The following is a 16,617-nucleotide window of genomic DNA, read 5'->3' on the forward strand; positions in this document are numbered from 1 at the left end:
ATCCCCTCGGAGGTATTACCGCGTATCCCGATGGAAAAAAACGCTAGAATGCCCGCTATGGAATGGCTGACCCACTCACAGACCGGATTTCAACAGACTGCCCGCTATCTGCTGGGCATGCGTCTGGCTATTGTTGCGCTGCAGCTTATTTCGATCGCCGTGGCGGAAACCATGGTAACCCTGGCCCATCGGGCTGAAGCGGTTATCCTGCCCCTCGCCTATGGGGTTATGGCAACCCTGGCCTGGCTCTGGTTTACCCGTCGCCCACCGCGCTCGACACAGGCCGTCAGCCTGGTGCTGATTGTCGATTTGCTTTTGATCGGAGTCTGGCTTTACCTGACGGGCGGCTATACCAACCCCCTGGTTTCCCTGTTGCTGCTGCCTATCGCCGTTGCCATTGTGCTGGTGCCACTGGGCCAGAGCATTGCCGTTACCGTCGCCGGCGTTGCGGTTTATACCTCCCTGGTGATCTGGCATACGCCGGTCACCCATGGACATCACAACGCCAACCTGGCCCAGTTACATCTGGTCGGCATGTGGGTGACCTTCGCCACAACCGCTGCCATCCTGCTGCTGGTTGTCGGTGCCCTGGCACGTCGCCTGCGCCAGCAACAGGCCCAGCTCGCACAGATACGGGAAACCCGGCTGCGAGATGAGCAGATCATCGCCCTCGGACTGTCGGCTGCTGCAGTGGCACATCGCCTGGGGACGCCGCTGAACACCATGACGCTGCTGGTGGAGGAAATGAAATCCGCTGCCCCGGTCGGCGACCCCATTGCCGACGACCTCGCACTGATGGAAAGTCAACTGGGCCTGTGCACGACCCACCTGCAACAGCTGTCTTCGGCGGCCGTGCAGGCCAAGACCGCGCAACTGGAAACCCTGCCAGCCCGGGACTGGGTGGCACGTCTTCGGGAATCCGCTACCCTGCTTTGGCCGGGTGCCGCCATTGAATGGCGTCAGCCTGTGCCGGACTGCCCGGTTGCCGTGGACGCCACCCTTGATCAGGCCGTTCTGAATGTGTTGGCCAACGCAGTAACAGCCAGCCCGTCCTGGGTCGCCGTTGCAGCCAGTGAGGGTGCCGATGGCCGGCTGGAACTGGTTGTCGAGGACCATGGTGATGGCCTCGAATCTACCCCGGAAGGTACGCTCGGGGACAAGGTAGTCAGTTCGGAGAATGGGCTCGGAGTTGGCCTTTTCCTTTCCAACGCCACCATCCAGCGTCTTGGAGGCACACTGAAAGCCCGGGGTAGTGCGGACGGTACCACCATCATCATAGAGCTGCCGATAACGGCAGCGACCAACGGCCTAGCGGGAGAACAGGCGTGAGCAAACAACAGGCGTGGCTGCTTATTGATGACGACGACGCCTTTCTGCAGGTGCTTCAGCGCTCACTCGGACGCCAGGGCATCGAAGCACAGCTTGCCCACGGGCATCAGGAAGCAAAAGCCGCCCTGCTGGAGGGAACCTTTCACCGGTGCGTACTGGATCTGAACCTGGCCGGCGAAAGCGGCCTGCAGCTTCTGCCAGAGATTCTGGACACGCATCCGGATCTGGAAATCCTGGTGCTGACCGGTTACGGCAGTATCGCCACGGCGGTCGAAGCCATGCGCCGTGGCGCGGTGAACTATCTGTGCAAACCGGTAACGGTCAACCAGCTGCTGGCCGGATTCGAGCCGATTGATGCACCGCCGGATCTCCGGGCGGAGCCGCCCTCGGTCGAGGAAATGGAGTGGGAGCACATCCAGCGGGTTCTCAACGAAAACGAGGGCAACGTCTCTGCCACCGCCCGCGCCCTGAACATGCATCGACGTACCCTGCAACGAAAGCTCCAGAAGCACTCGCGCTGGCGCTGACCTATAACCATAGGTATCTGGCGCAAAACTGACATTTATCAATTCACCTAGACCATTTACCCATGGTTTTTCAGGGGTATTGCGGTAGCATATGCGGCCGCTCGAACAGGTCTCACAGGGAGGAGAGTTCGTTAATTTAAAGACCGGAAACTCAAATTACTGACTCTCATGCCCAGATCCCCCACGACGATTACACCACCCTCAGACATCGACCCCAAGCGCCTGGCCTTGGTTGCGGCGGCTACGCCCAATTTTCTGGTGATGCTGAATGATGCCGGCCGCATTGAATGGGTTAACCCCAGCTTTGAGGAACACACGGGGTATAAGCTTGAGGAGGTGCGCGGATGCCTCCCAAAGGAAGTGCTTTACGGGCCGGACACCGACCCCGAAACCATCAAGCGCATTAACCAGAAGCTGCACCGGGCCGAAATCATTGAAGAAGACATTCTTCACTACACCAAAGCCGGACAGCCCTACTGGGTGCATACCTATTGCGTTCCGATAGGTACAGAGCAGGGCGTTGACCCTGGTTATATCGCCATTCAGAACAACATCTCCGACAGGAAGAACAGCGAGCGGGGCCTGCGGATCGCGGCCAGCGTGTTCGACCGCAGCCACGAAGCCATCCTGATCACCGACCAGTCGAACCGGATCCTGGATGTGAATCCCGCGTTTTCGCGGATTACCGGCTATAGCCGGCAGGAGGTTCTGGGCCTCAACCCGGCGATTCTCAGCTCCGGCCGACATTCCGGGGAATACTACCGGTCCATGTGGCGTACCATCGAGAAAACCGACCACTGGCGGGGCGAAATCTGGAACCGCCGGAAAAACGGTGAAGAGTTTGTGGAACTGCTATCCATCAGCCGCGTGCATCTGGAAGAACCCGGGCAGTATTACCATGTGGCGGCCTTCTCGGACATCACCGCACTCAAGAACCATGCGCGCGAACTCGACCGGGCGGCCAACTACGACGATCTGACCGGCCTGCCCAACCGCCAGTTGCTGGAAGAGCGACTGCGCACAGCCCGCAGCCACGCCGACCGGCAACATCGCAGCGTGTCGGTGTGCTATCTGGACCTCGACGGCTTCAAGGGTATCAATGACAAATGGGGGCAGTCGGCCGGTGACCAGACCCTGCGCACCCTGGCCGAGCGACTGACCCGTGCGCTGCGCAGCGGCGACACCGTTGCCCGGATCGGTGGCGACGAATTTGTCCTCCTGCTGCAGGGCGATGACAACCACGAAGCGGTTTATCAGCGCATTCTGGCCACCGTCGGCGATCCGGTAACGGTGGGCGATCAGAATGTTTCACTCACGGCCAGCCTCGGCATTACCCGCTACCCGGAAGATGGATCAGACGCCGAAGGTCTGATTCGGCATGCCGATCAGGCCATGTACTCCGCCAAGGAAAAAGGCCGCAATCAGTATCACTTGTTCGATCCCGGCCTGGACGAGCATCGCCGGAACCGGCGCAATCAGTTGATGGAAATCTCCAGGGCCCTGGAAAACGAGGAATTCGAGCTGTTTTTCCAGCCCCAGATCCGTGTCACCGATTGCGAGCTTTTCGGTTTTGAGGCGCTGATCCGCTGGAACCACCCCCAGAAAGGGCTGGTTTCACCGGGCGAATTTCTGCCGATTGTCGAGAACAGTCACCTGGAAGTACCACTGGGACAGTGGGTATTGAAAGAAGCCATTCACCAGATGAACGCCTGGAAGGAAGCGGGAGAGAATCTGGCGATCAGCATTAACATCAGCGCTCCGCACCTGATGGACCGCTCATTTGCCGACTACCTGGAGAGTTACCTGCACAGCCACCCGGAGGTGGCACCCGGCCAGATCACGCTGGAGGTTCTTGAATCGACTGCACTGGAGGACACCCAGCGAGCCAGCAACGTTCTGGCGCGCTGCCAGAGCCTCGGCCTTCAGGTGGCGCTGGACGATTTTGGCACCGGTTTCTCATCCCTGACCTACCTGCGTACGCTTCCGGTGGACATCATCAAGATCGACCAGAGTTTTGTTCGCAACATGCTTGAGGATGCCGGCGACCGCGCCATCGTTGAGAGCGTGATCTTCCTGGCCCAGCGGTTTGCCCACCCGGTTCTGGCCGAAGGCGTTGAAACCGTGGAACACGCCCGGACACTCAGGCAGATGGGATGCAATTTCGTGCAGGGCTACGGGATCGCCCGCCCCATGCCGGCAACCGAGGTGCTGGGCTGGGGAAGGAAATGGCAGCATAGGGCCCGTTCCGGCAAGGCCGGCGACCTGCTCAGCACCGCCGTCGCCAGTGGCAAGGGCCTCTGAGCCGGAAAGCTCTACCGGTAGCGTCTCTGGTCCAGCGTGGTCAACCGGTCCGGATGGAAGACCATGAGGCCAGTCACAAAAGTGCCGTTCACGAACCCTTCGGGAATCATGAACAACGGCAGGTAACGGATGTACTCATGCACCAGTTGGTCAAACGTGTAGACGCCACTGCTCCATAGCATGAGGCACATGACACCACCGGCGGCTGCCACGGAAATGCCGGCCCCGAAGAACCCGCAGAAGAAGATATAGGCGAAGAAATTCCGGAAATCCCGCCGGCGTTCCCAGAGCATGATTCCGTGGCTGACAATGGCAGGCACCATCACGGTAATCAGCCCGTTGGCCGCAAACATGATCAGAGGTTCTCGTCCGGTAATGACCGTGATCACCAGCGCCAGCAATCCCGCCAGCACCGCAAGCGCCCACCCCAGCATCAGCGTTATCACCGTGATCCCGAAAATGTGGATGGCCAGGCCGGGAGAAATGCCTGCCCTCAACTGCCAGACGAATCCGAGCACCACGGCCGCGCCGAAGAACGAATGCTGGAGCGCGTTGTCCTTGCGTAAGGCTGGCCAGTCAATGGAGCGCACCGCCCGGACAAGAATTACCAGAAAAAGCAGTAGCGTGATGATCCACTGGCTGGTGGATAGCAGATTTTCAGTCATGCCCATAGTGAACGTACCGCAGTAACGGGGTCGGGTATGACATCTTAGCGGCTCGCCCCACCCCCGGTGCAAGCGAGCCCGGACAGATCAGGCGACCTGTCTCTCTTGCTTGCCAAGGTCGGTGAGTCGCTGCCAGGCTTCGAAGGCGCTGAGGAAAACCTCGCCACCCAGGTGGGAAAGCAGTTCCGTGCCTTTCAGTTTGTCCATGACAGGGCCTTTCACTTCCGCCAGATGCAACCTCACTCCTGCATCCTTCATACGCTCGTTAATTGCCTCCAGACTTTCGAGGGCCGAGGCGTCCACCAGATTCACGGCCGGACACATCAGCACCAGATCCTTAAGCTCTGGCTCCCGTATCATCAGGTCCATAACCGTTTCCTCAAGGAAGCGTGCGTTGGCGAAGTACAGGCTCTCGTCCACCCGCAGGAAGGTTACCTTCGGGCACAGCTCCACGTCATGGCGAAGCACGTTGCGGAAGTGTTCGGTTCCCGGTACCCGACCAACCACCGCGCTGTGGGGGCGGCTGGTTCGATACAGGAACAGGCCGATCGAAAGCGCCACCCCGGCGATAATACCGGCCTCGACACTGTGCACCAGAGTCAACACGATGGTGGCGAGCATGGCGCCGAAGTCCGTGCGGGAGTAGCGCCAGGTGCGACCCAGGGCCGGAAGGTCGATCAACGTGGCCACGGCGACGATGATGGTCGCTGCCAGGGTCGCCTGGGGCAGATAGGCAATGGCTGGCGTCAGGAATAACGTTGCCATGGCGATACCCACAGCGGCATAGGCGCCGGCGGCGGGAGTCTCGGCCCCGGCGTCAAAGTTGACTACGGAACGGGAGAAGCCACCGGTGACCGGCATGCCGCCGGAAAAACCGGCGCCCAGGTTGGCAGTACCCAGGCCAATCAGCTCCTGGTCCGGATCGATACGCTGGCGACGTTTCGCGGCCAGGGTCTGGCCAACAGACACCGACTCCACGAAGCCCACAACGCTGATCAGCAACGCGCTGACCGCCAGCTGTTGCCACAACCCCATGTCCAGGCTGGGCATGGTGAAGTCGGGAAGTCCCCGGGGCACATCCCCGACCAGACGCACACCCTGGCCATCAAGCTGGAACTGCCAGGCCACCAGGGTGGTGACCAGAACCGCCAGAATCGGCGCGGTTTTGGTAAGAATATCCGCCATTCTCGGGGCCAAACCCATTGCCATCAGAAGCGGCTTCAGGCGTTTGCGGGCGAGCATCAGGAAAATCAGCGCTCCGGCACCGACCCCCAACGTTGCCAGGTTGGTGTCACCGATGGATCCCAATAGGGAGTGAGCAATCTCCAGCAGGTTGTGACCCGAGGCCTGGATTCCGAAGATATGCTTCAACTGACTGGCAGCAATCACAATGCCGGAGGCCGTGATAAAGCCGGAAATCACCGGATGGCTGAGAAAATTGGCCAGGAAACCCAGCCTGAGGACACCCATCAGGGTCAGCATCAACCCAGACATGACCGCCAGTAAAACGGCACCGGCCACGTATTCCGGCGTGCCGGACTCCGCAAGAGGCGCCAGGGCCGCCGCGGTCATCAGGGAAGCCACTGCAACCGGCCCCACCGACAGTGTTCGGCTGGTGCCGAAGACAGCGTAAATAACCAGGGGCAGGATACTGGCGTACAGACCCACCTGGGCAGGCAACCCGGCCAGCAGGGCATAGGCCAGCGACTGGGGTATGAGCATCACGGTAACGATGATCGCGGCCACCAGATCACTGGTGGCCTGGTCCCGGCGATATTTTGGGGCCCAATCCAGAATGGGCAGATAGCGTTTAAGATTCATCGGGAATCTCAGAACAGGTTAACCGGTACTTTCAGGTAAACCTGACCATTGTCTTCAGCCGGAGGCATATGGCCTGCCCGCATGTTGACCTGGACCGAAGGCAGAATCAGCCGCGGCATATCCAGGGTCGCGTCCCGTTCGGTCCGCATCTTCACGAACTCTTCCTCGGAAACACCTTCGTGGACATGGATGTTCGCTTCCCGCTGCTCGGCCACCGTGGTCATATGCTGATACTCGTCACGGCCGGGCGCCTTGTAGTCGTGACACAGGAAGATACGGGTTTCTGCCGGCAGAGACAGTACCTTCTGGATAGACTGGTACAGGGTGCGGGCATCGCCACCCGGGAAATCACAGCGGGCGGTGCCGAAATCCGGCATAAACAGGGTGTCACCCACGAAGGCGGCATCGCCAACCACATAGGTCAGGCAGGCAGGGGTGTGCCCCGGGGTATGCAATACGCGCCCCTCAAGACCACCGATGGCGAATGTGTCGCCCTCTCTGAACAGCTGATCGAACTGGCTTCCGTCGCGCTGGAATTCGGTGCCGGCGTTAAACGCCTTGCCAAATATTTCCTGTACGTCTCGGATGTGCGCACCAATGCCGGTCTTGCCGCCCAACTTCTCATGCAGGTAAGGCGCGGCCGACAAGTGATCCGCGTGTACGTGGGTCTCCAGAATCCACTCGACCTTCAGATCGTTGCTGCGGATGTACTCGATAATCTCGTCTGCAGAACGCACGTCGGTGGTGCCAGCGGCGTAATCAAAATCCAGGACCGAATCGAGAATGGCACAGGCCTGGCTGTCCGGGTCGCGCACCACATAACTGAAGGTATTGGTGGGTTCATCAAAAAAATGCTGAACGATCGGGTTGCTCATGGCAGTCACCTCTGGAGTATCCGAATATCAATTTTAATCTAAGCATATACTATTTCGTAATATGAGGTGAAATGATCTTTTTTTATATGCGCAATGTTCCTGATGCATCAACAAGGCAGTCCCGCCCTGCCTGCTTGGCCAAATAAAGCCGGTCATCTGCCCCGGCAATCAGGGCATCGGGAGTGGCTGGCTGGTCAACGAACTCTTCGATCCCCGCCACACCCGCACTGACGGTTACCGGAATGTCCTTGTCATTGAACACAAACCTTTCCTCATGCACAGCTTCGAGAATTCGCTGCACAAACTGCCTCACGTCCCCGTGTTCCACGGCACTGAAAACAACAATGAACTCCTCGCCACCGAAACGGGCAACCACATCCATGGAGCGGGTCTGGCTCACCAGGATGTCAGCAAAGCGCTGGAGGATATAATCGCCCCCGAGGTGTCCGATGGAGTCGTTGATCGTCTTGAAGTGATCGATGTCGAAGATCGCCAGGGCGAAACGTTCTCCCCGACGGTTACTCCGGCCCAGCATTTCATCCAGCCTTGGCATCAGGTAGCGGCGATTGTGCAGACCGGTCAGCGGATCACGAATGGACTGGTTAAGCAGCTCTTCTTCCAGGCGATTGCGCTCAAGAGCACCCGACAACAGGCCGGAGACGATGATCAACAGATCGGCCTGATCCAGACGCCAGCTTCGTCGACGCAGGGAGTCAACGCCGAAAAACCCGGTGACCCGTCCACGCACCCGGATGGGCACACAGAACATGGAAGATACGCCCTGCTCCTGAAGCAGATCCCGCTCGGGTGCGGCCTCCCGCGGCAGTCGATCGACATCTTCGATGAACACCACGCGGCTGCCACTGACCATGCCCTCGATCTGTTCCTGCCACCAGTGAAAATCCTCGATCGATACCTCCTGCTGGGTCTCAATCAGGGCAGGGACACCGTCCCTGCACCATTCATGGGTATTGGTCATTACGGCGTAATCGTCGGTAAAGCAGTACAGGTAGGCCCGGTCTACCTTGAAAAACAGGCCGATGGATCGCAGGAGCTCATCAATGCACTGATCAATGGTGCCAAAGCCCAGATTGATGAATTCGGTGGAAAGGCGGGCAATGAGCCTCTGGAAACCAGCCTGGAAGGAAAACTCCGCCTCGCTCTCTCGGAGGCTCTGCTCCAGGTTTTTGTAATGCTGGATGTTATGGAACTGACCGTACCAGAGGGTACTGCCATCGGGTTGCCGCTCCGGCTCGGAGCTCACCTCGAACCACTCGTAGTCGCCATTCTGCAGTCTGAGCCGCGCGCGATACGACCAGGTTTTCAGGGTATCCGCAGAGAAACGGATACTCTCCATGACGGACTCAACGTCGTCGGGGTGGATCATCGCAAAAATCGGATCCGCGTTGTCATTCAGATCCGACGGGGCTATGCCAAAAAGTGCCTGAACACGTTCACTGATGAAGGGGCATCGATGGGACTCCCGATCTACACCCAGCCAATAGATGAAAAGGACGCCAGGCACCCCTGAGGCCAGTTTCTGGAAAAAACGGGCAGACAAACCGGTTTGCTGCCCGTTGCCGGACCTTGACGCCTTGGACACCCTGTCCTCCCAACGGACGAATCACCCTGCTCATAAAAGAGTGTAGCCCACGCTGACAGGAAGCAAACCGATTCCGGAGACGACGAATCAGAGCGAGTCCAGACGGTTCCTGGCTTCTTCCCGCCGACCGGCATCAGCGACGTCGCGGCCCGCCCTGTCGGGTGCTTCGAGGACTTTCTGCAGATAGCTCCGGGCTCGTTCAGGCTCGCCCTGGTCCAGCAGAAAATCGCCAAAAAAGAAATTGGCATCCATACCATCAGGATTGATCGCCAATGCTTTCTGCAAATACTGACGGGCCTTGTCGTCATCACCGAAGCCCAGTGGCCAGCCAGGGACCTGGTAATAAAGGCTGCCAAGGGATGTGTAAGCCGAGCCATCCAGCGCATCGGGATCGATTGCCAGGGCCGATTCCAGGGATTTCCGGGCGTCCTTGACCAGGCCCAGGGCACCCAGACCACCTTTGGCACCGGCGTAGGTGCTCAACACAATACCCTGCCAGATCAGCGGCTCTGCCCGATCCGGATAATGGGCAACAAACTGTTCCGCCTCGCCAGCCAGGCCCTCGAAGGCTTTCTCTTTTTCGTCCTCCGGTACCTGGTACTGGATCTCGGCCCAGCGATGCTGAATGTCGGCCAACTCGGTCTCAAGAGCAGCCGCCCAAAGCGGCTGGGCAGCCAGACACAAGACCATCAATAAAACACGTTTCATGACAACACTCCCGGATTCAGAAACCGCCGGATCACCGGCAGTTGCTTCAGCATCGCCTTATCGACAATTTTGGGCAGAATGCCGTTGATGACCACGAACAACTTCTCGGGCCAGCCCAGAAAACGCCGGCGATCGTCATTTTCCATAGCCGCCAGAATCTGCGCCGCCACCGCCTCAGGCGCGTCCATGGCGTTGCCAAGTGCCCGGTTCAGCTCGTTCACGGCCTCCGGGTTCATGTCCGTGGCAGTGGCGCGGGGGGCCACATAGATCACCTGAACCGGAGTATCGGCCAGTTCCCTGCGCAGGGCTTCGCTGAAACCGCGCAGACCAAACTTGCTGGCGCAGTATGCGGTGTAGCCGGGGAAACCGATGCTGCCAAAGGTGGACCCCACGAACACCAGCGCTCCCTGTTCGGCTTTTTCAAACCTTGGTGCAAAATGCCTGGCGACAATCATCGCTGACCGGAGATTGACGGCAATCTGGGCGTCCAGTTCATTAACTGTCATATTGCCCAGGCTGGCAAAGCAGTTCTGGCCGGCACAGTGGATAACGCCATCAATATCCGGATAGGCATCGCCGAGCCGAACCAGCTGCTGGTCGAGGTCCGGCGCCGCAAGATCCAGATGTACGAGCGAGACACCTTCCCGATGTTCGAGCTTTTCCGGGTGCCGGGAAGCGATAATCACCCGAGAACCTGCCCTGACCAACGGTTCCACAAGCGCCTTCCCTATACCGCCGGTGCCACCCAGAAGCAGGAACACCCGATCATGCAGCCTCATGGCGCCGCTCCTTGCGATTCTCGGGCACGGGAATGCTGTGCAGCATGTCGCCGTATAGCCGGTAGACCATACGGGCCGCCTCGATAATGGCCTGCTGATCATCCGGATCGGTGATTTCGTTCATCAGGTTCCGGAAGAACTCGAAATGCTCCTGGTCCAGAGCACCATGGGAGTAGAGGTAGCTGAACGCTTCCTTGGGCAGGCCAAGCTGTTTCTGGATGGCTTCACCGAGCGGCGTCGCCAGCTCGATCGACGTTCCCTCAAGCACCTGAACCATGCCGAAAAAGGCGGCCGGGTTACCGCGGTTAATGCGGTCATAGAGATAGGCGACCATCAGCTCGATAGAGGTATCCGGGCTGCCATGACGAATGGCTTCCTTGTCCTCTCCGCAGGCCGCAAGATCGTTGAGGATCCACTCATGGTGGCCATACTCCTCCTCGATGTATTCCACCAACGCCTTTCGCACAAATTCCAGACGCTCGGGTAAGCGGCCACCGCACGCCATCATCAGGGGCACGGTGTGTTTCACGTGGTGATACGCCTGGGTGAGAAACCAGGTATAGCCATTCAGGTCAAACCGGCCCTCGCGGATGGCCTCAATAACAGGCGCACCGGTTACGTGGGCGCGGGCTTGTGCAGTTTCGGACTGCAGTCGATCGAAAAATGCCATGAAAGATCCTCCTGGCGGGTTTGAAAGTTCAGAATTGGATATCGAAAGATTCATGAAAATCGGAAATGCGCCGGCCAGCAGCGTTGGCAGATCCGCCTGAATCTGTTGGCGAACAGGCCGGCCGTTTGCAGTCAGGTAGCCCTCAGCCTGGCTCAATGGCTGACGGCGGATATAGACACCGGACAAACGGGCGTAGTCCGGCAAATTGTTGTTCAGAGCGTCCAGCTGCGAGCGCAACGCTTCAGGTGAACGACCATCCTGCACCACAACGAGGGCGGAAGGGCGGGGATCGCCATCACCAAACACCACCGCCTGGCGGGCACCTATCGCCTGTATGAGTTCACTCTCCAGCCATTCCGGGCTGATGTTGCGACCAAAGCTGGTAATCAGAAGATTCTTCGCGCGACCGCTCACCGACAGGAAACCCCCGGCATCCAGGGAACCCAGGTCACCGGTATCCAGCCACTCATCCCCTACCGGTTCATCCCCCAGGTAACCCAGGTGGGTGTTCCCGGCCACCAGAATGTGTCCGCGGTCATCCACCCGTACCCGAACATGGGAGAGCGGTTTACCCACCGCACCTTCGCGTTCGGTTCCAGGCACGTTCAATGCAACCACGGAACTGCACTCGGAAAGCCCATAACCCTCATAAAGCGGCAGGCCGACCGCGCGGCCCCTGGCAAGCAGGTCGGACGAAACCCGTCCGCCACCAACCGCCAGAAACCGGAAAGAATTACTGTCCAGCTGTTTCTGTTCGGCCGCAGACACCAGCGTCATAGCCAGTTCCGGCACCAGAATCAGGGATTGCGGCTGGTGTTCGTTGATGCCCTGCACCAGCCGGCCGATGTCCAGCCCACTGCTTCCGGTCATGCCCAGATCCTGCAAGGGTGCGACCATTACCGTACTGCCCATAAGCAATGGCAGATAAACCCCGGCAATGTTCTCCAGCAATGTGGCCAGTGGCAGGATGCACAGGTGCCGCTCAAGGTCGACGCCCTCAAGACGCTCCTTCAAGGCCAGCGTGGTGGCCGTCATCTGGGCCACCGACAGGCAGACGCCCTTTGGGTTGCCTGTACTGCCAGACGTAAAGGTTATCTTCGCGGTCTGCTCCGGCATCCAGGCGGCTGCCGCTGTTACCGGCAAATGCCTTAGCCAGACACCATGGCCGATGTGCTCACCGCCATTGCTTGCGCCTCCTGACAACAGGCAATCAAGGCCCGCGCGTTCAGTCAGGTGTTCCGTCTGAGTCCGTGAAAAAAACACCGGCACGGGGACACACACCACGCCGGCAAGCAAACAGGCCAGATCGGCAAGAATCCACGCCACAGAGTTGTCGCCACACAGGCCGGCCCGGCGCACACCAAGGCGGGTCAACTGGTCGGCGAGAGCCTCGGCCGCCTGCATCATCTGAGCATAAGTGAAGGCCGACTCCGGCCCTTGAAGCGCCGTTTGTGAGGGTTGGACGGCCGCCTGGCGTTGAAGAAGTTCAGGCAATGTGGCCATAGGAACCTCCTGCCATCGCTTCTTCTCCGGGGGCTTCGGACTCAACCGGCTGAATCAACCGGAGCAAACCGGCGGTCCGCAGTGCCGACATACCATCGGCGACACGAATGGCCATCACCACCGGATGATGGTCGTAATAACGCCCCCAGCCGGCACCGCCATCGGGCAACATGGCGGGATCGGCAGTCGCCAGGACCTGAGTGGCAATGCCCAGGCGATGAAAACTGTTGCGTAGCTGATCCGTGCCGGTGCACACCACCCAGTCATAACCGGCCCCATCCAGCCACACCGACAACGAGGCAAACAGAAAACGGCTGACGCCGGCTTCAACGCCCGCCAGATGGGCAATCTCCGCGATCCGATGTCGCTCGATGCCCGCAACCGGCATCACCGACTCCACCGGCACCGACAGATAATCTTCCAGGAACAGTTTTTCCAGCGCGGCGTTACGAACACCGACCGCGGCAAGAAGACTGCCCTGAGCCGTTGTCAGGGCAAGCAATGCCGGTATGCGCAGAGAAGGCTCGGCGCCAAAGGCATGCAGGAAGCGCCGACGGATAAAATCCGCGACCGTCCCGGCCATTGCCGTCTCGGGACGGATCTCGTTAAACCAGCGACCGGCACAACGGATGACCGGAACCACCTCCCCGGAGTCCGGGGGACAACATGTGGACATCATCAGCGGGTCTGTCATATGGGCTCTCCAGTTTCGCTCCCCGTGGGCGCTTTGATCACGGGTACCAGATTAGGAGCAAAGCCTTAAACCAGGCTTAAGGACGGCCGGGAGAAACCTTAAGGCCGGCTTAAGATTTTTCAGAGGTCGCGGTTAAGGCTTGCTTAAGGATGGCCCGGTAACGTGCCGGCCATCATTCGGATTCTTCCGATAACGCCCGGGTTCTTAAGTGAGGCTGTATGAGATTCCCGTTATTGCGGTCAAATGGCTGGGGCAGATTGCCACGATTCCTGCTGGCCGGTGGCGTCGCCACCCTGCTGCATTGGCTGGCCATGCTGATCTTGATCGGTTGGGGACTGAACGCCGTTCTCGCAACCGCCACCGGTGCCACGGCTGGATTGCTGGCAAATTATGTTGGCCAGCATCGCTACGCTTTTTGTTCCAACCTGCCTCATAGAATTGCGTTCCCGCGATATCTCACGGGGGCTGCATTGGGCTGGGCCCTCAATTTAGCGGGCTTTTCGCTACTCCTGTTTGCGGGTCTCAGCGTCGCCCCCTCGCAACTAATCACGACCGGCCTGGTTGCCTTTGCCAACTATCTCTTTGCACAGAGGTTTGTTTTCCATGAAGAACAGACAATTAACGTTCAGTAACCCGATGCTGAGCATCATTATCCCGGTTCACAACGAAGCCGATGTGATTCCGACCCTGTTGAAACGGCTGGATCTGGTCTGCCGCCAACTGCCGGGCCAGGTTGAGCTGCTGTTCGTGGACGATGGCAGCCGGGACGATTCTGTTGCACAGCTGCTGCGGGCCAGCGACCGTTACACCGGAATCCGTGTCGTTCAGCTCTCCCGGAACTTTGGCAAGGAAGCGGCCGTTACCGCGGGCCTTGAGAGTGCCCGTGGCGGTGCCGTGGTACTGATGGACGCCGATCTCCAGGATCCCCCGGAGTTGATCCCGAGAATGGTTCAGGCATGGCAGCAGGGGGCAGACGTCGTTCTGATGAAACGGCGATCAAGGGCCGGTGAAAGCTGGCTGAAACGCACCACTGCGAGCATTTTCTATCGTCTGATCAACCACATAAGTGACGCATCGATACCGGTGGATACTGGCGACTTCCGACTGATGAGCCGGCGCACCGTAGATGCCCTCAACCGGTTACCCGAACGCAACCGCTACCTGAAAGGCATGTTCGCGTGGGTTGGCATGCCAACGGTCACTCTCGAATTTGACCGCGATCCACGTCTTGCAGGCAAAACCAAGTGGAACTATCTGAAGCTCATGCATCTGGCGATGGAAGGGATTACCTCGTTCTCCACGCGCCCACTGCGGATTGCCCTGATCCTCGGCCTCTTTGCCGCCGGCGCCGGAGGCCTTTTCGGCACCTGGGAAGTTATCCGGGCACTGGCTTTCGGCATATCCACACCGGGTTACGCCTCCATGATTGCCATGATCACGTTCCTTTCAGGGGTTCAACTGCTATGCGTTGGCCTGTTGGGGGAGTACGTCGGTCGGATCTACATGGAGACCAAGCAGCGCCCGGTGTTTATTGTTGCGGAAGACAGCGACGACATTGCCCAGCCGGTTCTCACCCAACTGCGAGTAGCGGGTAATGACCAGAAACATTAACACCCTGCTCTGGCTACTGTTTGCCGTGCTTGCCGCACGGCTCGGACTGGCGGCGATACTGCCGCTGGCGGACACCACCGAACCGCGCTATGCCGAAATTGCCCGCATAATGGCCCACACCGGAGATTGGATAACCCCATGGTTCGACTACGGAGTGCCGTTCTGGGGCAAGCCACCACTGTCGTTCTGGACGCAGGCACTGTCGTTCAAATTGCTGGGTGTTTCTGAATTCGCGGGCAGGCTGCCATCCTGGCTGGCCAATGTCATTATCGTCTACCTGGTCTTCACCCTGCGTCGTTACCTGCATCCCGAACGCGACAGCCAAGCGGCAACGTCGGCTGGTCTCTGGGCCGCTCTGATTTACGCCACCACGGCCCTGGGCTTCCTGACAGCGGGCACGGTGATGACCGATTCGTTCCTTGCCCTCGGCTCAACGCTGGTACTGACCAGTCTTGTGGTTCGTCTTCAGGGCGGCCCCATGGTGTGGGGCTGGCTCTTCTTTATCGGTCTTGCCATCGGCCTGCTCGCCAAGGGCCCGCTGATTCTGGTTCTGACCGGGCTGCCGGTTTTTCTCTGGGTTGCGACGACCCGACGCTGGCTGGTCCTGTGGCAGCAACTGCCCTGGCTACGCGGTTCACTTTTGATGATGGCCATTGCAGCCCCCTGGTACGTTCTCGCCGAGCTCAAGACACCCGGTTTTCTCGATTACTTCATCGTGGGAGAACACATCAAGCGATTCCTTGTCAGTAGCTGGCAGGGTGATCTTTATGGCAACGCACACGAGTTTACCCGGGGCACCATCTGGCTGTACCTGGTTGCCGCCAGTTTCCCCTGGGGTCTGATCGCGATTGTTGCTTTTGGCGTTAGCCGCTGGCGCCGTCAACCTGCACCACAACAGTGGCAGCCCGTTGAAAAAGGCGTGGGCGGGCTGGTTCTGGCATCCGCGCTGAGTCCTGCCGTCTTTTTCACCCTCTCCGGCAACATTCTCTGGACCTACGTGCTTCCCGGTTTGCCGTTTCTTGCCGTGCTGGCATCCAGCCTCTGGCCGAGGGAACTTTCCGGTCGGATGCCGGCCTCCAGCCTGGCTGCAGTGCTGACAATCCCCATGATCGGGATCGCCGCCGCAGGCTGGCTTACCCTGCATCCGGAGCAACTGAAAACCGAGCGGGATCTGGTCGCGCAAATCGAACAACTCCCCGGCATGAGCGCAGACAATCTGTTTTACCTGGGCAAGGCCCCGTTCTCGGCACGCTTCTACAGCCGTGGCGATGCTCATGCCATTGCCCAGGAAGACGTTATCGATCGCATTGAATCGGGCAACCTGCAGGAACCCATGGCTCTGGCTGTAGAGAAGGGCAACACCGCAATGATCAGGCGCCTTGAAGACCTCACCAGACCGATTGAGGAAAACCGTCGCTACCGGCTTTTCCTGTTGAAGCCATCCTCGGGAAATACCGCGACCAGCTTTCAGGAAAAAAGCAAAACCGGCGGTATCGATTACAATGCATCCAACGATCACCCGCTTAGCTGA

At 59.2% G+C, this 16,617-nt stretch carries 14 protein-coding genes; 6 read left to right on the forward strand and 8 right to left on the reverse strand.

Annotated elements, in window-relative coordinates; translation table 11 throughout:
• The first annotated feature begins 57 nt into the window (after positions 1–57).
• The 3 genes from EDB94_RS08435 to EDB94_RS08445 all read left to right on the forward strand — a co-directional run bounded on the left by EDB94_RS08435 (position 58) and on the right by EDB94_RS08445 (position 4,157).
• Positions 58–1,329 (forward strand): sensor histidine kinase KdpD, encoded by a 1,272-nt coding sequence (locus tag EDB94_RS08435; protein ID WP_108018085.1) that lies wholly within the window; start codon positions 58–60, stop codon positions 1,327–1,329.
• Positions 1,326–1,856: a response regulator transcription factor gene (locus EDB94_RS08440; RefSeq protein ID WP_108018086.1), complete on the forward strand. Its 531-nt coding sequence runs from the start codon at positions 1,326–1,328 to the stop codon at positions 1,854–1,856. Before EDB94_RS08435 ends, EDB94_RS08440 begins: the two co-directional genes overlap by 4 nt.
• A 168-nt stretch (positions 1,857–2,024) precedes the next feature.
• Positions 2,025–4,157, forward strand: coding sequence for a GGDEF and EAL domain-containing protein (locus EDB94_RS08445; RefSeq protein WP_108018087.1), 2,133 nt, complete (start codon positions 2,025–2,027; stop codon positions 4,155–4,157).
• An 11-nt stretch (positions 4,158–4,168) separates the two neighbouring features.
• On the opposite strand, the gene EDB94_RS08450 is transcribed toward EDB94_RS08445, so the two are convergent.
• From EDB94_RS08450 to EDB94_RS08485, 8 genes are all read right to left on the reverse strand, one after another.
• Positions 4,169–4,828 (reverse strand): energy-coupling factor ABC transporter permease, encoded by a 660-nt coding sequence (locus EDB94_RS08450; protein ID WP_008177124.1) that lies wholly within the window; start codon positions 4,826–4,828, stop codon positions 4,169–4,171.
• Between the two features lie 81 nt (positions 4,829–4,909).
• Complete coding sequence (locus EDB94_RS08455) at positions 4,910–6,643, reverse strand: SulP family inorganic anion transporter (protein WP_108018088.1); 1,734 nt, start codon at positions 6,641–6,643, stop codon at positions 4,910–4,912.
• Positions 6,644–6,651: 8 nt separating this feature from the next.
• Entirely contained in the window at positions 6,652–7,518 is an 867-nt protein-coding gene (locus EDB94_RS08460; RefSeq protein ID WP_008177122.1) for an MBL fold metallo-hydrolase, read from the reverse strand.
• An 82-nt stretch (positions 7,519–7,600) separates the two neighbouring features.
• The gene (locus tag EDB94_RS08465) at positions 7,601–9,121 is read right to left on the reverse strand and encodes a diguanylate cyclase (RefSeq protein WP_108018089.1); all 1,521 of its coding nucleotides are present in this window, start codon (positions 9,119–9,121) and stop codon (positions 7,601–7,603) included.
• A gap of 87 nt (positions 9,122–9,208) precedes the next feature.
• Positions 9,209–9,829 (reverse strand): tetratricopeptide repeat protein, encoded by a 621-nt coding sequence (locus EDB94_RS08470; protein WP_108018090.1) that lies wholly within the window; start codon positions 9,827–9,829, stop codon positions 9,209–9,211.
• On the reverse strand, positions 9,826–10,608 hold the full coding sequence (locus EDB94_RS08475) for an SDR family oxidoreductase (protein ID WP_108018091.1): 783 nt from the start codon (positions 10,606–10,608) through the stop codon (positions 9,826–9,828). Before EDB94_RS08475 ends, EDB94_RS08470 begins: the two co-directional genes overlap by 4 nt.
• A complete protein-coding gene (locus EDB94_RS08480) occupies positions 10,595–12,781 on the reverse strand; it encodes an AMP-binding protein (RefSeq protein ID WP_108018092.1) in 2,187 nt (728 codons plus the stop codon). The genes EDB94_RS08475 and EDB94_RS08480 overlap by 14 nt, the downstream gene beginning before the upstream one ends.
• Positions 12,765–13,475 carry a thermostable hemolysin gene (locus EDB94_RS08485; protein WP_181259023.1) on the reverse strand — a complete coding sequence of 237 codons (711 nt, stop codon included), beginning with the start codon at positions 13,473–13,475 and terminating at the stop codon, positions 12,765–12,767. The genes EDB94_RS08480 and EDB94_RS08485 overlap by 17 nt, the downstream gene beginning before the upstream one ends.
• A 257-nt stretch (positions 13,476–13,732) precedes the next feature.
• Between EDB94_RS08485 and EDB94_RS08490 the strand changes: the two genes are divergently transcribed.
• From EDB94_RS08490 to EDB94_RS08500, 3 genes are read left to right on the forward strand one after another with little or no spacing between them, the layout of a single operon-like run.
• Entirely contained in the window at positions 13,733–14,107 is a 375-nt protein-coding gene (locus EDB94_RS08490) for a GtrA family protein (protein WP_260312541.1), read from the forward strand.
• A complete protein-coding gene (locus EDB94_RS08495) occupies positions 14,079–15,086 on the forward strand; it encodes a glycosyltransferase family 2 protein (RefSeq protein WP_260312542.1) in 1,008 nt (335 codons plus the stop codon). Before EDB94_RS08490 ends, EDB94_RS08495 begins: the two co-directional genes overlap by 29 nt.
• Positions 15,070–16,617: a glycosyltransferase family 39 protein gene (locus EDB94_RS08500; RefSeq protein WP_108018095.1), complete on the forward strand. Its 1,548-nt coding sequence runs from the start codon at positions 15,070–15,072 to the stop codon at positions 16,615–16,617. Before EDB94_RS08495 ends, EDB94_RS08500 begins: the two co-directional genes overlap by 17 nt.

The sequence above is a fragment of the Marinobacter sp. 3-2 genome (genome assembly GCF_003751355.1).
In the GTDB taxonomy this organism is placed as follows: Bacteria; Pseudomonadota; Gammaproteobacteria; order Pseudomonadales; family Oleiphilaceae; genus Marinobacter; species Marinobacter adhaerens.